The 18,342-nt window shown below is 36.6% G+C and carries 14 protein-coding genes and 6 tRNA genes; 1 reads left to right on the forward strand and 19 read right to left on the reverse strand.

Annotation, left to right across the window (positions count from 1 at the left end; genetic code table 11):
• The first annotated feature begins 51 nt into the window (after positions 1-51).
• Positions 52-1,347, forward strand: a complete 1,296-nt coding sequence (locus FHY60_RS15715) for an IS30 family transposase (RefSeq protein WP_139905919.1) — start codon at positions 52-54, stop codon at positions 1,345-1,347.
• A gap of 333 nt (positions 1,348-1,680) precedes the next feature.
• On the opposite strand, the gene lysS is transcribed toward FHY60_RS15715, so the two are convergent.
• The 19 genes from lysS to FHY60_RS15810 form a co-directional block, all read right to left on the reverse strand.
• Entirely contained in the window at positions 1,681-3,189 is a 1,509-nt protein-coding gene (lysS, locus tag FHY60_RS15720) for a lysine--tRNA ligase (protein ID WP_139905920.1), read from the reverse strand.
• A gap of 17 nt (positions 3,190-3,206) precedes the next feature.
• A complete protein-coding gene (gene greA / locus FHY60_RS15725) occupies positions 3,207-3,689 on the reverse strand; it encodes a transcription elongation factor GreA (RefSeq protein ID WP_139905921.1) in 483 nt (160 codons plus the stop codon).
• 147 nt (positions 3,690-3,836) lie between these two features.
• Entirely contained in the window at positions 3,837-4,649 is an 813-nt protein-coding gene (locus FHY60_RS15730) for a hypothetical protein (protein WP_180375421.1), read from the reverse strand.
• Positions 4,650-4,758: 109 nt separating this feature from the next.
• Positions 4,759-5,739, reverse strand: coding sequence for a tRNA dihydrouridine synthase DusB (gene dusB / locus FHY60_RS15735; protein ID WP_139905923.1), 981 nt, complete (start codon positions 5,737-5,739; stop codon positions 4,759-4,761).
• 8 nt (positions 5,740-5,747) lie between these two features.
• Entirely contained in the window at positions 5,748-6,527 is a 780-nt protein-coding gene (locus tag FHY60_RS15740) for a type III pantothenate kinase (protein ID WP_139905924.1), read from the reverse strand.
• Between the two features lie 117 nt (positions 6,528-6,644).
• Positions 6,645-7,082 carry a biotin/lipoyl-containing protein gene (locus FHY60_RS15745; RefSeq protein WP_139905925.1) on the reverse strand — a complete coding sequence of 146 codons (438 nt, stop codon included), beginning with the start codon at positions 7,080-7,082 and terminating at the stop codon, positions 6,645-6,647.
• Positions 7,083-7,100: 18 nt separating this feature from the next.
• Positions 7,101-7,448, reverse strand: a complete 348-nt coding sequence (locus FHY60_RS15750) for a hypothetical protein (protein ID WP_139905926.1) — start codon at positions 7,446-7,448, stop codon at positions 7,101-7,103.
• A 15-nt stretch (positions 7,449-7,463) separates the two neighbouring features.
• Positions 7,464-8,948 (reverse strand): acyl-CoA carboxylase subunit beta, encoded by a 1,485-nt coding sequence (locus FHY60_RS15755; protein ID WP_139905927.1) that lies wholly within the window; start codon positions 8,946-8,948, stop codon positions 7,464-7,466.
• Between the two features lie 157 nt (positions 8,949-9,105).
• Entirely contained in the window at positions 9,106-10,776 is a 1,671-nt protein-coding gene (locus tag FHY60_RS15760; RefSeq protein ID WP_139905928.1) for a formate--tetrahydrofolate ligase, read from the reverse strand.
• A gap of 42 nt (positions 10,777-10,818) precedes the next feature.
• Entirely contained in the window at positions 10,819-12,630 is a 1,812-nt protein-coding gene (ftsH, locus tag FHY60_RS15765; RefSeq protein WP_139905929.1) for an ATP-dependent zinc metalloprotease FtsH, read from the reverse strand.
• 94 nt (positions 12,631-12,724) lie between these two features.
• On the reverse strand, positions 12,725-13,261 hold the full coding sequence (hpt, locus tag FHY60_RS15770; protein WP_139905930.1) for a hypoxanthine phosphoribosyltransferase: 537 nt from the start codon (positions 13,259-13,261) through the stop codon (positions 12,725-12,727).
• Positions 13,258-14,688, reverse strand: a complete 1,431-nt coding sequence (gene tilS, locus FHY60_RS15775; RefSeq protein ID WP_341472532.1) for a tRNA lysidine(34) synthetase TilS — start codon at positions 14,686-14,688, stop codon at positions 13,258-13,260. Before tilS ends, hpt begins: the two co-directional genes overlap by 4 nt.
• Before the next feature lie 98 nt (positions 14,689-14,786).
• Positions 14,787-17,165, reverse strand: coding sequence for a stage II sporulation protein E (spoIIE, locus tag FHY60_RS15780; protein WP_163216046.1), 2,379 nt, complete (start codon positions 17,163-17,165; stop codon positions 14,787-14,789).
• 483 nt (positions 17,166-17,648) lie between these two features.
• Positions 17,649-17,725 (reverse strand) — tRNA-Met (locus FHY60_RS15785).
• A gap of 6 nt (positions 17,726-17,731) precedes the next feature.
• Positions 17,732-17,807: transfer RNA gene (locus FHY60_RS15790), tRNA-Met, on the reverse strand.
• A gap of 5 nt (positions 17,808-17,812) precedes the next feature.
• A tRNA-Leu gene (locus FHY60_RS15795) sits at positions 17,813-17,901 on the reverse strand.
• Positions 17,902-17,925: 24 nt separating this feature from the next.
• Positions 17,926-18,002, reverse strand: a tRNA-Met gene (locus FHY60_RS15800).
• A 6-nt stretch (positions 18,003-18,008) separates the two neighbouring features.
• A tRNA-Met gene (locus FHY60_RS15805) sits at positions 18,009-18,084 on the reverse strand.
• Positions 18,085-18,089: 5 nt separating this feature from the next.
• A tRNA-Leu gene (locus FHY60_RS15810) sits at positions 18,090-18,178 on the reverse strand.
• Between the last annotated feature and the right edge of the window lie 164 nt (positions 18,179-18,342).

Here is an 18,342-nt window from a genome sequence, read left to right on the forward strand (position 1 = left end):
TATATGCGTCATTACAGTAATCCTTGCTTGGTAAGGAAGGAGTTTTTCATTATGGCTAAATTCAAACACTTTACGTTAGAGGAAAGAGTCTCTATTGAAATAATGCTTAAAGCCTCCCTTTCTTTCAAAGCAATAGCCCGAGAGCTTGATCGAGATTGTACAACCATTTCCAAAGAGGTTAAAAATCATATCATGTTCAAGCGAACAGGTTCTTACGGTAGACCTTTTAACAACTGTATTCATCGTTTAACTTGCAACCATACATATCTATGTGAGAAATCACATTGTAGAATTCGACGCTGTCGCTTTTGTTCAGATTGTTCAAAATTCTGTTCTGATTACAAAGCATATACTTGTGACTTACTCTCTAAGCCACCTTATGTGTGCAATGGATGTGCTAGCCTTACAAAATGTACTCTGGAGAAAGCAATCTATAATGCTTCCTATGCCCATGATGAATATGTACTTCGTCGTTCTGAGTCACGAAGCGGCATAACTATTTCTGAGGACGAGATTAAACGTCTTGATAAAATCATAACCCCACTCATTCAAAGAGGTCAATCTATACACCATATCTGCGTTAATAACAGAGACCTTATCATGCATAGTGAAAAATCAATCTACAACTATATTGATTACAATCTTTTCTCCACAAAAAATATTGACCTTCCAAGAAAAGTTGTTTATCGTCCAAGAAAAAAGCTTAAAAATCATTTTAAAGTGGATAAGTCCTACAGAATTGGACGCACATATCAGGATTTTCTTGAATTCATGAAGGAAAATCCTGATACTCCAGTAGTTGAAATGGATTCTGTTGAAGGTACTAAAGGTGGTAAGGTGTTGCTCACTATCCATTTCGTTGATTCTCAGTTTATGCTTGCTTTTATTAGGGATGCAAACACTTCACGTTCCGTCATAGATATTTTCGAAAATCTTTATTTGGAACTGGGGCCTGACACTTTTCTAAAACTATTTCCTGTCATTCTAACTGACAACGGCAGTGAGTTTACAAATCCAAAGGCTATCGAGTTTGATAGGCAGGGAAACCGCATAACACGCATCTTCTACTGCGACCCTTCAGCGCCATATCAGAAAGGTGCTGCAGAAAACAACCATGAATTGATCCGGAGAATTGTTCCTAAAGGCCAGAGCTTCAACTCATTTCAACAGAAGGATATCTCATTGATGATGAGTCACATTAATTCTTATTCAAGAAAAAAGCTGAATGACCAGTCTCCATACTCGGTATTCAGCTTCCTTTACGGCGCTAAAACGCTCGCAAAGTTGGATTCAGAACTCATCAAACCAAATGAGATTATCATGAATCCGAGTTTATTAAAATATTAACCTACTCAAGCAGGGATTACCGCTGGCGCTTAAGTTAAAACTTTTTCAATGGGTGGAATTTACCTTTGCAAAAAAAACGGAAAATATTCACCCTTTGTTTGCTATACCCAAAATCAGCTGAAATCTGCTTGAGCTACTTAAATTATACCTCATTTTTGTCTAAAATAAGCAAAAAATTACTCTTATAACCAAAAATCTTATCTAGTATCGATTTTACGGTGGAAGTTAATTCTACAAAGTGGAAGTTAACTTTTCAATTCACCAATTTTTTATTTAAAAGAGTTCAAAGCACCGCTTTGAACTCTTCTGATATATAACTTTTATCTTTTAAATTTAGAGCGGCTTCATTGTTGGGAACATTATGACATCTCTTATAGAGTATGAGTCAGTAAGGAACATAACTATTCTGTCTATTCCTATTCCAAGACCGCCTGTTGGAGGCATTCCTGTTTCTAAGGCACTCATAAACTCTTCATCTATCACATAAGCTTCATCGTCACCAAGTTCTCTTTCCTTAGCCTGCTGGTTGAATCTGTCTCTTTGAACTATAGGATCATTAAGCTCTGAGTATGCATTACATACTTCTCTACCATAGATAAAGCCTTCAAATCTTTCAGTAAAGTCCGGATTTCCTCTCTTCTTCTTTGTAAGAGGAGAGATTTCCTTTGGATAATCCATGATAAAGGTTGGCTGAATCAGATGTTCCTCAGCATATTCCTCAAATAAAGCATTTAATACGTCGGCCTTTGTACAATCCTTTAAATCTTTCTTGAATTCCAAGTGTTTTTCTTTAGCAATAGCCTGAGCTTCTTCGTCAGTCTTGATTTCATTAAAATCTATGCCGGCATATTCCTTTACAGCATCAACCATAGTAAGTCTTCTCCACGGTGGAGTAAAGTCTATTTCTGTACCTTGATAAGTAACCTTCATGCTTCCATTGACCTTTTGGCAAACTTCTGCAATAAGATTCTCCATTAACTCCATCATGTCGTAATAATCAGCATAGGCCTCATATAGCTCAATCATTGTAAACTCAGGATTATGTCTTATATCTATTCCTTCATTTCTGAAGTTTTTACCCATATCATAAACCTTCTCAAGGCCACCAACTATACATCTCTTTAGATACAACTCTGTAGCTATTCTGAGATACATGTCTATATTAAGGGCATTGTGGTGAGTTATAAAAGGTCTTGCAGCAGCTCCACCTGCTATAGGAGAAAGTATTGGAGTCTCAACTTCCAAATATCCCCTGTTATCAAGGAACTCCCTTATAGCTCTGATAATTTTTGTTCTTTTAATAAAGGTTTCTTTTACTTCAGGATTGGATATTAAGTCCACTTCCCTTTGTCTGTATCTTAAGTCAGGATCCTTTAATCCATGCCACTTTTCTGGTAATGGTTTCAGGGACTTTGATATAAGTTGGAAGTCTTTTATATGTACTGATACTTCGCCGGTTTTTGACTTAAACACAAAGCCAGTAACAGCTATCCAGTCGCCTAAATCAAAGGTCTTAAATTCCTTAAGCTTTTCTTCACCTACATCATCAATCTTTATATATAACTGAAGTTTACCGTCTCTATCATGTATATCAGAGAATCCAGCCTTACCCTGGACTCTCTTAGACATTAATCTACCAGCTACGGTAACGGTCTGATTTTCTAACTCATCAAAATTTTCTTTTATCTGCTTTGATGTGTGAGTTCTATTTACCTTGTACACATCAAAAGGGTCTTTGCCCGCTGCTTGAGCATCAGCCAGTTTCTGTCGTCTTTGCCTTATAAGCTCGTTAAAGGCCTTTTCCTCTTCAACAATGTTAATATTCATATCCTCATTGGCCATTCTAAAATCCCTCCAAGTTAATCTCTTCTGATACCTAATATCTCAAACTTACTAACTCCACCAGGTACTGCAACTTCTACAACATCTCCAATCCTCTTACCCATAAAGGCCTTTCCAACCGGAGACTCATTTGAAATTTTAAAGTTCATTGGATCTGCCTCTGCGGAACCAACTATCATGTATTCCACTTCTTCATCGAAGTCATAGTCCTTTACCCTTACCTTAGATCCAACGCTTACAATATCTGTTGGTATTTCACTTTCATCAACTATTGTAGCATTCTTTAACATATTTTCAAGCTGTAGAATTCTTCCTTCAACAAAGGCCTGTTCATTTTTTGCTTCATCATATTCAGAGTTTTCGCTCAAGTCACCATATCCCAGAGCTACTTTTATCTTTTCAGTAATCTCTTTTCTTTTTACGGTTTTTAAATACTCTAATTCATCTTCGAGCTTCTTAACCCCTTCATAAGTCATTACATACTTCTTTGCATCGCTCATTTCTTTCTCCCCTTTATTCATAACTACACAATTATTAATTAGTTAATACCTTTAAGTATTTAAACTCACATATTTATTATAATTAGGCCTTGTAATCATTTAAGTTATTATAAATCAGCTAACTAATCATTGTCAACATATTGTTATTTACAAATTTATAACCTTTCCATTGAATAGTATACTGTCTATGTATATATCGTTTTGTTTTAGAATATCCTCAATATTACTTCTGCTACCCATTTGACATAATATTGCTCCCAATAATTGCGGTGACATTACTGAATAATCTCCCTGCCAAGGAACACTATAGGTTACTTCACTTACAGCTTTACCCTGTGAAACATCAGGTTGGAGACTATTATCTACATACCATGTGAAGGCTTCACTTTTAATTTGTACTTTTCTGCTGGTAATAATAAAGTTTGCCTTTTGAAAGGCATATTTTATATCATTTGTTATTACGGGAGATATCCCATATTCGCTTATTATATAATTACACAATTTATTTAATTTATCCATAAAATTAGAAATAAGTATTATGAATCGGCAATTTTTTGCTGCCTCTTCAATAATCGCGTTATTTACATTGTCACAAGCATCATATATGGCTATACAACTACTCTTTAAACTCTTGTTACTGACTCGCAGCAGTAATTTTATACTATCTATTACGCTGTGAGCAAACATTTTCTTTTGAAAAGTATTGTATATATTATTATAGTCATACAGCCTCCAAGTCTCCGGAGCCACGTATACGTTGGACCGCGAGACTTTTTTCGCTGCCAAACTCATGTTATTTATATAGTTCTTTTGATTATAGTTTGGAGGAAGTGCTATTCTTGATATTCTTAGATTTAAGTCCTTAATATTACTTTCTCCTATCTTGCTGATTGAAAAACGTTCTTTAATTCTTGTCAACCAGTAATCACTTTCATAACCTCTGGCTATATCACAAGTCACATGAGCTATGGGATACATATTAACCTCGAAAATACATGCTATATTTTAATTGTATTCCCATAACTCCTCTAAAATTCTATCATTTTAATTAAAATCATATGTTTTTCAGCTATGGCTGTAAATTATTCAACAATTCATCCTTATACGCCAAGAGAAGTTTTATTACATTCTCACTGCTATTCTCTAAGTTTATAGCATTTTTTATTTCTGTACAATTTGGCATGCCTTTAATATACCAGGCTGTATGCTTTCTCATCTCTCTAACAGCCTTATATTCGCCATGATATTTAACCGCAAGGCCATAATGCCTGATACACAAGTCTATTCTTTCACTACAGTCCGGATAAACCACCCTTCTTCCTGCAAGACCATCTCTAATCTGCTTGAAGATCCATGGATTTCCTAAACTTCCTCTGCCAATCATAATACCATCACAATTGGTAATATCTTTTATCAACTTTGCATCTTCTACGCTCTTAACATCTCCGTTTCCTATGACCGGAATAGTAACGGCCTCTTTTACCCTAGCTATTATGTCCCAATCTGCCACACCTTCATACATCTGTTGTCTGGTTCTTCCGTGAACTGTTATAGCATCTGCACCGGCCTCTTCTATAATTTTTGCAAAATCCACAGCATTAATTTTATCATTTGTGAAACCTTTTCTAAACTTTACCGTTACAGGTTTAATAGAAGCCCTTTTTACTTCCCTAACAATTTCTGCAGCCAATTCCGGTGTTTTCATCAATGCCGATCCCTCGCCGTTATTGACTATTTTAGGGGCAGGGCATCCCATGTTAATATCTACTATGCATACTTCATCATCGGTATTAAATCTTTCACAGACCTTTGCCATTATATAAGGATCATTACCAAATATTTGAACGGCAATCGGTCTTTCTTCCTCTGAGGTACGAAGTAAGGTCTCAGTATTTTCACTCCCATAAAACAATGCCTTTGCACTGACCATTTCGCTATAAACTAAGCCGCACCCCATCTCCTTGCACAGGCCCCTAAATGCAATATCTGTAACTCCTGCCATTGGTGCTAAAAAAACATTATTATCAAAGGAAAGATTTAAAATTTTCACCTATTCACCTACTCTTTGTTCTTTTCATATATTATTCTCAAACCTTCTAATGTCAGATATGAATTCACTTCATCTATATATTTCGACTCACCTGATATAAGCTTTGCAAGACCGCCGGTAGCAATCACAAATGCTTTTTCGCTATCATAATCTCTCATTTCCTTTTGCATCTTAGAAACTATATAGTCTACTTGACCTATATATCCATAAATTACACCAGCCTGCATGCTTGTAACTGTATTTTTACATATAACGGAAGAAGGTTTATTTATCTCTATTCTGGGAAGCTTGGCTGCTCTTTCAAACAAGGCCTCTGCAGATATTTTTATTCCCGGACAAATAGCCCCTCCAAGGTAATCACCGTTTCTAGTTACTGCGCAGAAGGTTGTAGCTGTGCCAAAATCTATAATTATTAGGGGCCGCTTGTATATCTCATGTGCTGCCACAGCATTTACAATCCTATCAGCACCTACCTCTTTAGGGTTATCATATTTGATATTAATACCTGTTTTCACCCCTGGACCTACTACTATAGGATCAACCTCAATATATTTTTTTATCATATGCTCCAATGAATACATTATATTAGGCACTACAGAAGATATTATCACTCCAGTAACATCTTTTATATCCAGATTATTCATCATAAAAAGATGATGCACCGTTACTCCGTACTCATCAGCACTTCTTTTTGAATCCGTAGATAATCTCCAGTCTGCTATCAGACTCTTATTTTTATATACACCAAGTACAATATTAGTATTTCCAACATCTACAACAAGTATCATAAGACCACCATCCTATATAGTATAAAAGCAGCCTATAGTAGCTGCTTTTTAATAGTTTGTTATCATTATAACAATATAATTCTAGCAACTTATTGGCATTTGTCAAGCCTTTCCAAACTACTGTATAACAAGCAATACATCACCGGTATCTACTGATGTCCCCTTAGTAACATTTATGCTAACAACTTTGCAATCTCTTGGTGCCATAATTTCATTTTCCATTTTCATGGCCTCCAGCACCATTAGTACTTCACCTTTCTTTACTGTACTCCCTACAGATACATCAACCCTGACGATTGTACCAGGCATAGGGCACTCAATCTTTTCTCCATCTGCCGCTTGGGTCTGTGATAGCTCTGGCTCATTCTTCTTTGTTTCTTCTGCCTCCTTTGGAGTTTCTTCCTTTTTCGGTTGTTGTGTAATAACCTTCTCCTCCGAAGGTCCCTCAGTATAAAGTGGTACTGTATTGGTTACGGGTATTACCAAATCTCCCTGAACTTCTTCAACTTCAACTGCATACTTTTTGCCATTTACAGTGACATAATACTTCTTCATAAAAAATCCTCCCAAGAATTATTCCGGTATTATACTTTCATTTCTCCAATTGAAATTACCGCTATTCACTAATTTTATTGACTTTATTACAAATTGTTCTGCAGACATACCGCTGTATGTGCATATAGCGGCAATAATAGCTGCAACAACCTCTTCGTCATTATTTTCTGTTTGTTCTTGCCTAATGGCTCCAGGACTGCTTTCCTCTAAGGTAATAGCTGCAGTGTCAATAGACTCAATCTCACTATTAGACTTAAGCTGCCTATACTGAGACAATAAGTACAGCATTACCACAACAAGAACCGCCAAAACTACAGCCATAAAGCTTACCACACTGACTAAGTTATCACTAAATAATTCTCGCATTTTCACCCCTCCGTTTTATATGAGAACACTTCCATGCTTTCTTGGGTATCTAAGTTCTCTTTTACTCTGAAGCATGTCAAAGCTCCTAAGCAAGGTAATTCTTGCTTCAGAGGGTTTGATTACATCATCTATATGGCCATCCTCAGCAGCTTTAAGGGCTGAAGCCTCTTTTGCAATGAATTTCTTCAGAAGCTCATCTTCCTTCAACTTTGGATTATCCGATAAAGTTATTTCCTCTCCGTGTAAGTATCTCACCATTTCAGAAGGGTCTGCTGGGCATATAGTGGCATATGGAAGTGCAAAAGCTAGGTCAAAGGCAGTGTCTTTACTCGCAAAGGCCATGTGACCTGCACCTAAAGAATTCCCAATTATCAATGCAACCTTCGGAACATTTGCTTCTACAAGAGCATACACCAGCTTGGCTGCATATAGAGATAGTCCCTTAGCCTCTTCTTCAGCACTTCCAATAAAACCCTTGCAATCAACTAATGATAATATAGATATATTGAAGGCATTACACAGCTTTATAAATTTGACAGCTTTTTCACAATCCTTAATATTAAGTCCCTGAGCTCTTGAGCTATCTGTTGCAATAACTCCTAAACTTAAACCTCTTAACTTAATAAAGCAAGTGTATAGGTCAGTCCCCATACAATTATCAATTTCAAATACACTATTTTCATCTGCAATATAAGTCAAAATCTCTTTATATGTAGCTTTTCCTTCACAATAAAGAGTGTCAATATCATTTTTTATGACCTCATCCATTGCTGATGCTTCAAAGCTCATTAATTGACGGTTATTTCGAGGAATGTAAGATAGAGTGGACTTTATCTTATCCAGCCCGTCTTTGTCATTGTCTGCAATTAATTGGACACTTCCGCTTCTTGCCCCAACTTCAGCGGTTGCATATTTGCTGCCTTCAGTATATGTTCTACTTTGTTTTTCTATTCTCTCTGAAGAATTTATATAAAGCTCTGCCACTTTTGTCATAATTGTAATATCACTAAGGCATGCAGATATGGCAGCTGCTCCAGTGCAAGGTCCACATACCAGAGATATTTGGGGTATAACACCTGACATTTTGGATTGCAAGTTCAAAATGGCTCCGTAGGAAGATAAAATGCTCATGCCCTCATTGATATCTCCACCAACCGAATCGAGTATATGTATTAGAGGAGCACCCATTTTTAAAGCTAAATTCATTATATTCAAGATCTTTTCAGAATTACTTTTATTCATTATTCCGCCGTTAACTGTAATGTCCTGACTGTATATATAGACAAGACTTCCATTAATTGTACCGTAACCAGTTAGTACTCCTCCTCCATTGCCTTTAGACAAAAGTCCCAACTCAACAAAAGAATCCTTATCAATCAAGTATTCTATTCTCTCTCTTGCTGTCATTTTTCCATTACTATGCTGTATAGAGTCTTTTCCCGATCCACCACCTTCTAAACTAATAGCTCTTCTATTACTCAACTCATCAAAATCTATCATTATCTGTGCCTCCTAACTATAAACCCTAATGCAACTCATTTTTTATGTTATCATAATGGAGTGTATTTGTACATCAGACTAACAATTAACCTTGGTTACAAATAATTTAACCCTGTATAAGAAGTCTTATACAGGGTTAGTTTTTCTACAATAATTACTAAAATAAACCGGTAATTGAACCATCCTGCTGTATATCCATTCTCTCAGCAGCGGGAACCTTAGGCAAGCCCGGCATAGTCATTATGTCCCCAGTTAAGACTACGATAAACCCTGCACCGTTAGATACCCTTACTTCTTTTACGTTAATTGTGAACCCTTCGGGCCTTCCTAATAGCTGAGGATCATCCGATAGTGAATATTGCGTTTTCGCCACACATATAGGCCTTTTGTCTAAGCCAAGCTTCTCTATTTCAGCTATTTGCTTTTCCGCATTTTTATCAAATGATACATCCTTAGCACCATATATTTCTCTTGCAATTATCCTCATCTTTTCTCTGATAGGTAATTTTTCATCATATAGAAGTTTAAAATCTCCACTTTTATGTTTTATGGTTTCAAGGACAGCCTTGGCCAATTCCAAGCCACCTTCTCCTCCCTTTTCCCATACTTCTGTAAGGGCTACAGGTACTTCTATAGAATCACAGAATTGCTTAATAAATTGAATTTCTTCATTACTATCTGTAACAAATCTATTGATTGCAACAACTGCAGGTACTCCAAACTTCTTTACATTTTCAATCTGCTTGTGTAAATTCTCTATTCCTCTGGCTAGGGCCTCCACATCTGGTTTGCTAAGCATATCCTTCTTTACCCCTCCATGATGCTTAAGGGCTCTGATGGTAGCAACGATTACTACACAGCTTGGAGCAAGCTGTCCAAACCTACACTTAATATTCATAAATTTTTCGGCCCCTAAGTCAGCTCCAAAGCCAGCCTCTGTCACAACAAAATCTCCTAATTTAAGTGCGATTTTTGTGGCTAATATGCTGTTGCAGCCATGAGCTATATTTGCAAAAGGTCCTCCATGTATTATAGCCGGAGTATTTTCTAAAGTTTGTACAAGATTAGGTTTAATAGCATCCTTCATCAATAGTGCCATAGCACCATGCACATTTAGATCTCTGCAATATACAGGTTCTCCATTGATATTATAAGCTACAATTATATTTCCGAAACGCTCCTTAAGGTCCATTAAGTTCTTGGCCAAGCAAAGAATAGCCATTATTTCAGACGCTACAGTTATCATGAAGCCTTCTTCTCTTGGAAAGCCATTGATCTTTCCCCCAAGGCCTACCACTATTTCCCTTAAGGCTCTGTCATTCATATCTATTACTCTTTTAAACACAATTCTTCTTAAGTCTATATTTAAGCTATTTCCTTGATGTATATGATTGTCTATAGCTGCACACAAAAGATTGTTTGCAGAAGTGATAGCATGAAAATCACCGGTAAAGTGAAGGTTTATATCTTCCATTGGAACTACCTGGGCATATCCCCCGCCGGCAGCTCCGCCTTTAACTCCAAACACCGGACCGAGAGACGGTTCTCTCAAGGCTATTATGGCATTTTTCTTCATTTTGCATAAGGCTTGACCCAATCCAACTGTTACCGTTGATTTTCCCTCTCCGGCAGGAGTTGGATTTATGGCAGTTACAAGGATAAGCTTTCCATCTTTTTTTTCTTTATGTCTATCCAATACGTCCAAAGAAATTTTACATTTATACTTTCCGTATAAATCAATATCTTCTTCAGTTAATCCTATTTTCTCTGCTATAACAGCTATTTTTTCCATGGTTGCACTCTGAGCTATTTCAATATCACTTTTCATAAACAACACATCCTTTTTAAAAAGGATGACATCTGTCATCCTTTATACTGTAGCATTAAATATTTCTTCAAATTCGTATGCTTCAAGCTTTTCCTTTTCAAGTAATGCTTGAGCCACTGCATGAAGCTTATTCATATTGTCACCTATTAACTTTTCAGCTCTATGATAAGCATCATCTATAAGTCTCTTTATCTCTTTATCTATCTTAGCACCAACTTCTTCGCTGAAGTTCCTGCTTCTACCGATATCTCTTCCCAAAAAGACCTCGTTGTGGTCTGAACCTAGAGCCATAGGACCTATCTCATCACTCATACCGTACTCCATAACCATCTTTCTTGCTATGGCTGTGGCCCTTTCAATATCATTTTGAGCACCGGTACATATATCATCTAGGGCAAGTTTTTCTGCCACTCTGCCGCCTAGCAAAACAGCCATTTGATCTAAAAGATAAGATTTTGACACATGAGTTTTATCATCCTTAGGAAGGTGCATTGTATAACCTGCTGCCATTCCTCTAGGTACTATACTTATGTGATGCAGAGGATCTGCATTTGGTACAAGCTTAGCCACTATTGCATGGCCTGCTTCATGATAAGCTGTTATCTTCTTATCGTACTCTTGTATTACTCTGCTCTTCTTCTCCGGACCAGCAATTACTCTTGTTACTGCTTCCTCTAATTCTTGCTGTCCAATAACCTTCTTATTGTTTCTTACTGCTAAGAGGGCAGCTTCATTCATTAAGTTCTCCAAATCTGCACCGGTAAAGCCTGAAGTAGTCTTAGCCAGTACATCCAGTTTTACGTCATCTGATAACTTTTTATTTCTGGAATGAACCTTAAGAATTTCTTCTCTACCTTTAACATCAGGAGCTCCAACCACTATCTGTCTATCAAATCTACCTGGTCTTAATAGGGCAGGGTCTAATATATCCGGTCTGTTAGTTGCTGCTATGATTATTATACCTTCATTTATTCCAAAGCCATCCATTTCAACTAACAACTGATTTAATGTTTGTTCTCTTTCATCATGACCACCGCCAAGGCCTGCGCCTCTTTGTCTTCCCACAGCATCAATTTCATCTATGAAAACTATACTTGATGTATGTTTCTTCGCCTGATCAAATAAATCTCTTACCCTGGAAGCACCCACACCTACAAACATTTCAACAAAGTCAGAACCTGAGATGCTGAAGAACGGTACGCCTGCTTCACCTGAAACAGCCTTTGCAAGCAAGGTTTTTCCTGTTCCTGGAGGTCCTACCAATAAGACTCCCTTAGGTATTCTGGCTCCCATGTCAGTGTATTTCTTAGGTTGCTTTAAAAAGTCTACAATTTCGGCAAGCTCAGCCTTTTCCTCATCGGCTCCGGCAACATCTGCAAAAGTTACCCTTTTCTTATCTGGTGAAGCCATCTTAGCCCTGCTCTTACCAAAATTCATTACCCCTCTGCTACCACCGCCGCCTTGTGACTGCTGCATAAATAAGAACCAAAAGGCCACCAGCATTACAATCAGTAAAATGGTTGGTAGGTATTGTATCCAAAACGGAACATTAGTGGGCTTTACATAAGTCTCCTTCATAGTGTTACTTGCTGGATATTTATCAATTATTTGAAGCACCCTCTGATAAGGGACTATTGCTTGATATTCCTTATTGGTATCAGCAAACTTTCCTGTAACTGTCATCATATCTTCATGAACCTGCATCGAAGCGAGTTTTCCACCCTCATATGCTTTTTCAAACTCATCGGCTGTTATTGTATTAGATCCTCTTCCGGCATCCACCAAAAGAAAAGCCGCAACAATTACCATTATCAATACAAAAAGCCAGAGTGTTGCACTGGAAAATTTCTTCATATCTGGCCCCCCTCTCTATAAAATTTGCTATCTAACTTGATACTATAAAATTGTATCATAACAGTTTTTTCATTACAATAACTTTATTGTAACATTATTTATAAACCTCTTCCTTCAGTATGCCGATAAAAGGTAAGTTTCTATACCTTTCCGCATAATCCAATCCATAGCCAACCAAGAAGTGATCCGGTACTTCAAAGCCTTGATATTTCACTTCTATTTCTACCCTTCTTCTCTCAGGTTTATTCAATAAGCAAGCAACTTCTATGGATGATGGTTTCCTTGCCTTCAGGTATTCCAATAAGTACTTTAATGTTATCCCTGAATCTATTATGTCCTCTACTATGAGTATATCCTTTCCTTCTATAGGATAATCTAAATCCTTTAATATCCTAACGATGCCAGAGCTTTCCGTTGCCGCTCCATAACTTGAAACCGCCATAAAGTCCATACAACATGGAATCTCAATGTTCTTCATCAAATCGGACATAAACATTACAGAGCCCTTTAATACTCCAACCAGCACCAGTTCTTTGCCCTCATAATCCTGAGTAATTATTTTTCCCAGTTCTTTTACTTTCTCCTTAATTTTGTTCTCATCCAATAGAATTTCTTTTAAGTGCTTTATCATTTAGTTTCTCCTTTCCTAATTTTTATTTCTAAAATGTTTTTTGTATTTTTTGTCACAATGTAATTATTGCTGACATTATATCCCACAACCCAAACAATTTCTTCGTCAAAGCAGAGCAGGGGGATGTTATCTCTTTCATCCTTGGGAATCTTTAAATCCATAAACAAATCCTTGATCTTTTTGCTCCCCTTCATTCCATAAGGACTAAATCTGTCCCCTTGAAGTCTATATCTTATAGATATACTGTTTATAATTTTATCATAATCAAAGTACTTTTTATATGGATCCTCGCCAAATTTAATAATTTCATCTTTTTTAACCAGTCTTATGCCCACTGTTACATCCATTTCTTCTATGTATCTTGAAAACAATATTTCCCTGGAAATATCATTTTTCGCTAATAAAACAATACATCCGTCAAAGGTTTTATCCTGTATAGTTTCATTTACCTTATATATCCTTATATCTCCATATACATTCTCCGCTTGTACGCCGGATGGTAAAGTAACCTTCTTTCCTGTACCTATTGTGAATAGGTCAATAATGTCACCTATGTGGATCATCTCAATATTTACTAAGCTTCCATTTATCTCGTATAACGCCTTTCTTATTACTCTTGATATAATTGCCTCATGCTCCTCTGCCAATCTTTTGTTAAGGGTCACTGTATTATTTTCCAAGGAACAGTAGGTCTTATATTTTTTCCCTGCAACCTCATCAATATATTCATTGTCCTTGCTAACTATGTTCGCCAACCTATTTAAGGTATTTAAAATATCTTTATTAAAGTTTTTTTCAATATATGGTATTAACTCAAGCCTAACCTTATTCCTATTATATATATTCTCAAAATTTGTTTTATCTGTTCTTGGATTGAGCTGATTAAATGCACAGTAGCTTTCAATTTCTTCTCTTTTCAGCACCAGTATAGGTCTTATGAAAATGCCGTCTCTAACCGGTTTTATACCTTGGAGACCTTCTATGCCTGCTCCTCTCATTATACGCATAAGCACTGTCTCCGCCTGATCATTTAAATTATGGGCCAGAGCAATTTTATTGGCACCCAAGCGTTCCTTTAATTCATTAAAAAACCTGTACCTAGCTTCTCTACCTGCAGTTTCACTGGATATATTTTGCCTTTTGGCCATTTCATTAATATCAACTTTTTTAGAATAAAATTCCACCCCAAGACTTCTGCAAAATCTTTCAGCATAAGCTTCATCTTCATCTGCCTCTTCTCCTCTTAAGCAGTGGTTTACATGGGCACCGTATATTTCAATATCATATATTTCTTTTACTTCATTCAACATATGCATAAGGCACACAGAGTCCGGTCCTCCTGAAAGAGCTACAATTACCCTATCCCCTTTATTTAGCATGGAATATTTATTTATAAAATCTATAACTTTTTGCAGCAAAATGGACACCTCATTACCTTTTTTATATCCATTATAACCATTAATAGTCTAAACATGTCAAGTAAATCAAAATAATAGGATGACTATAAGCCATCCCAATTTATAAATTAATATAAACTATATACTCTTGAAGCTATTATCGTCATATCATCATTAGCCTTTCCATTATTGACCTCTTTTACTCTGGCAGCAATTTCTTCAGCTATATCCTTTGGATTTGTATGAATACATTTTTCAAGGTAATTGGTTATCCAATTTTGCATTGAGTCACTATTGCCTTCACATTCCAGTACACCGTCGCTTAGCATTACTATAATGTCACCGTTCTTAACCTTTTTGTCAGTTACATCAACATCTACTTTGTCAAGTACCCCAATGGGCAAGGTTTTAGAATTTATAATTTCAACCTTTTCTTTACTTTTAATATAGGTAGCCACAGCTCCAATTTTCATTACCCTTAGATCACCGGTATATAGGTCTATGTTGGCAATATCCAATGTAGAGAACTTTTCCTCTTCTGAAAACTTCATAGTCATAATCGAGTTTACTGTATTCACTGCTGTATACATAGAAAATCCCGCCTTAGAAAATCTTTCTATCATTTCAACAGCAGCTCTACTCTCTTGTCCGGCCTCTGGTCCTGAACCCATACCGTCACTGATAATAATCATATATGTACCGTCCTTAAGCTTTCCAAAGCTATAGCTATCCCCATTATATTTTTCACCACTTTTACATTCCCGGATTACATGTGAAACAATATGGTACTTCGGAGTTTCCTCGAAACTTATGGAACAACCTCCGCCATTAGAATTTCCGCAACACTCTTCTTCGCATATACACATGCTTACTCCAGTGGCTTGGTTTACCACCGGAAGAATTTCTTTTACACAGAATTCGGAACCTTTGCAATTGGTTACGGCAATCTTCACATTATTTCTACCTTTGCTATCTTGAAAACATAATACATGAGAGTAACCTATACCCTTTTTATTCAGCATTCTCTTAATATATCTTTCCTTATCACCATTAAACACAATGTTGGTATTGAAATCACCAACAATCTCTTGTACTGTCTCACCCATACTACTTAAATGTCCTGCTATTAACTGTCTTCCTTCAACCAACCTGCTTCTCCACATTTCATTGGTTATAAATATATTGATCAAATCTTGTGTGTTTGCTGCCAGTTCATCCTTTTTTATGCACTTTTTCTCCAACTCTTCCGGCAGAGTATAATTATTCTCATGATAATTCTGTATTAGCTCTGAAAAGGCTGCAAAAGTATAATATATCTCCCTCTTCCAGCACACTGAATTCATACTGCAATTTGCACATACACGATCTGCTAAATTCTCAACCAATGCACTGCTCTTATTCTTTAACAACAGCTTGTCATTATTAACCAAATTCTTAACCGTGTGTGACATGTTGTATAAAATATCTGAAAAATTGCTTAGCTTGTTCAAGAACATATCCCTGATAGTATCAACATATTTGCTGTTAATATCCGCTACCTTTTTCTCCATATTAAACTCCAGCATTAATATATTGTAAAACTTATCAGGAATACTTAACATTGTTATCATGGCTATAAGAACTTCAAGAAGCTTAAAATCTGCCGCTATATCTGAGTAAAGCTTAATTATGAAAAAGGAAACTACAAAAGCCATCCCGCTAAGCCATTTGCCCCCTTCTTTAAAAAGCCCTACAGTAAGACCGCAAAGGCCAAAATAGCTAATGTACAGTGAGAGATTATCTGTTGTAACCCCAACAATCAATCCAACAGCCACACCTGCCGCTGCTCCTACAGAAGCACCGTTAATATATGCACATATTATGATAAAAATAAAAGCGATTATATTTCTTACAGATATTCCCCATAGGCTAGCTCCCCAAGTCCCTGATATCGTTAATGCTATGATCATGGTCACACTAATAATTTCTTCATTCTTAAATGTGTGCTTGGATTTTATATCCTTTAGACATGAAATTGCATAACTTATCATATAGTATATGGGTAGGGTACACCCAACCTCAAAAAAAGCTGTCAATGCGTTAGAACCTGTTGAATCATTGCCAAGAATAGTCATATAGACTAAGTTTTCAAAGAAAAGGAACAAGAAGAAAACCAGAAGCTTTATGTTTTTACTAACGTGTCTTGCAAAATAGCCTCCTGGTACAACAGTCCCCACCGCCAATATGTATACTGGTAAGTTTTCTAAGTTATTAAATATACTGATATAGCCTAATAAGGCACCGCAACCTGCTACTATAGGAATATCATCTTCTTTATTCAGAACCACCGATATTATAAAAGCAATTCCAAAAGGTGCAGAGTTGTTTATAAGAATTACCCTACTAATTAAGAAGGCAGCCGCAAAGTAAATTGTAGCGATTGCATACCAACTATAATTAATCGTTTTTTCTTTCTTTTGTAATTTTTTTTCCCTCTTATATGACTTTAGTTCAACACCATACTGCATTAGCATAACCCTCCCGTTAATTATATATGTCAGTCATGTGAATCGCATTGCAATACAACATGCCTTTAAGCCGCAGTATTATTATAGCAAAGGTGTTTGGAATTATATGTCATAAACTGTGAGCTAATATTTTTTTCTTTGGACAACAATCTATTTTTATTTCACAAAAATGAATAAGGTACTCTTCATCCTATATAAAAAGATCCACAATATATTGATACATTTTCCACATTATCAATATATATTGTGGATTAATTTATTTTAGGAATATTTTCTGATAAAAAATAGGACAATTCAAATTGTCGTGTATTACATATACATAAGGGGATTTGATGAAGATTATTAGGTGGGCTTATAAATTTAATGTAATTTGTCACAGGATGATATTAATAGATTCATCAAAAACTAATAATCTAATCCACATTACTTCTAATTACATAAAACTAAAAGAAAAGAACTCACATTTCTGTGAGTTCTTTTTATTGGTAGCGGAAATAGGACTTGAACCTACGACACTTCGGGTATGAACCGAATGCTCTAGCCAGCTGAGCTATTCCGCCACATTATGGTTGCGGGGGCAGGACTTGAACCTACGACCTTCGGGTTATGAGCCCGACGAGCTACCAACTGCTCCACCCCGCGATATTTGGTGCTAAAGACCGGAATCGAACCGGTACGGTGTGTTAGCACCGCAGGATTTTAAGTCCTGTGCGTCTGCCTGTTCCGCCACTTTAGCATGATATAAACTATTTAATTAAAATGGTAGCGGAAATAGGACTTGAACCTACGACACTTCGGGTATGAACCGAATGCTCTAGCCAGCTGAGCTATTCCGCCACATTATGGTTGCGGGGGCAGGACTTGAACCTACGACCTTCGGGTTATGAGCCCGACGAGCTACCAACTGCTCCACCCCGCGATATTTGGTGCTAAAGACCGGAATCGAACCGGTACGGTGTGTTAGCACCGCAGGATTTTAAGTCCTGTGCGTCTGCCTGTTCCGCCACTTTAGCACGTCTCAGGAATTGCAATTCCTTAGCGACATAGACTATTATATCTGACTCTTATAATATTGTCAACACTTTTTATTTTGTTTTTTTCGTTACTCTTTTTCATTCATTTCCCATTGATTAATAAAAAACTGCTGTGATTTCTCCCAGCAGTTTTGCTATCTATA

The sequence above is a fragment of the Clostridium thermarum genome, assembly GCF_006351925.1.
Lineage (GTDB): Bacteria > Bacillota > Clostridia > Clostridiales > Clostridiaceae > Clostridium_AU > Clostridium_AU thermarum.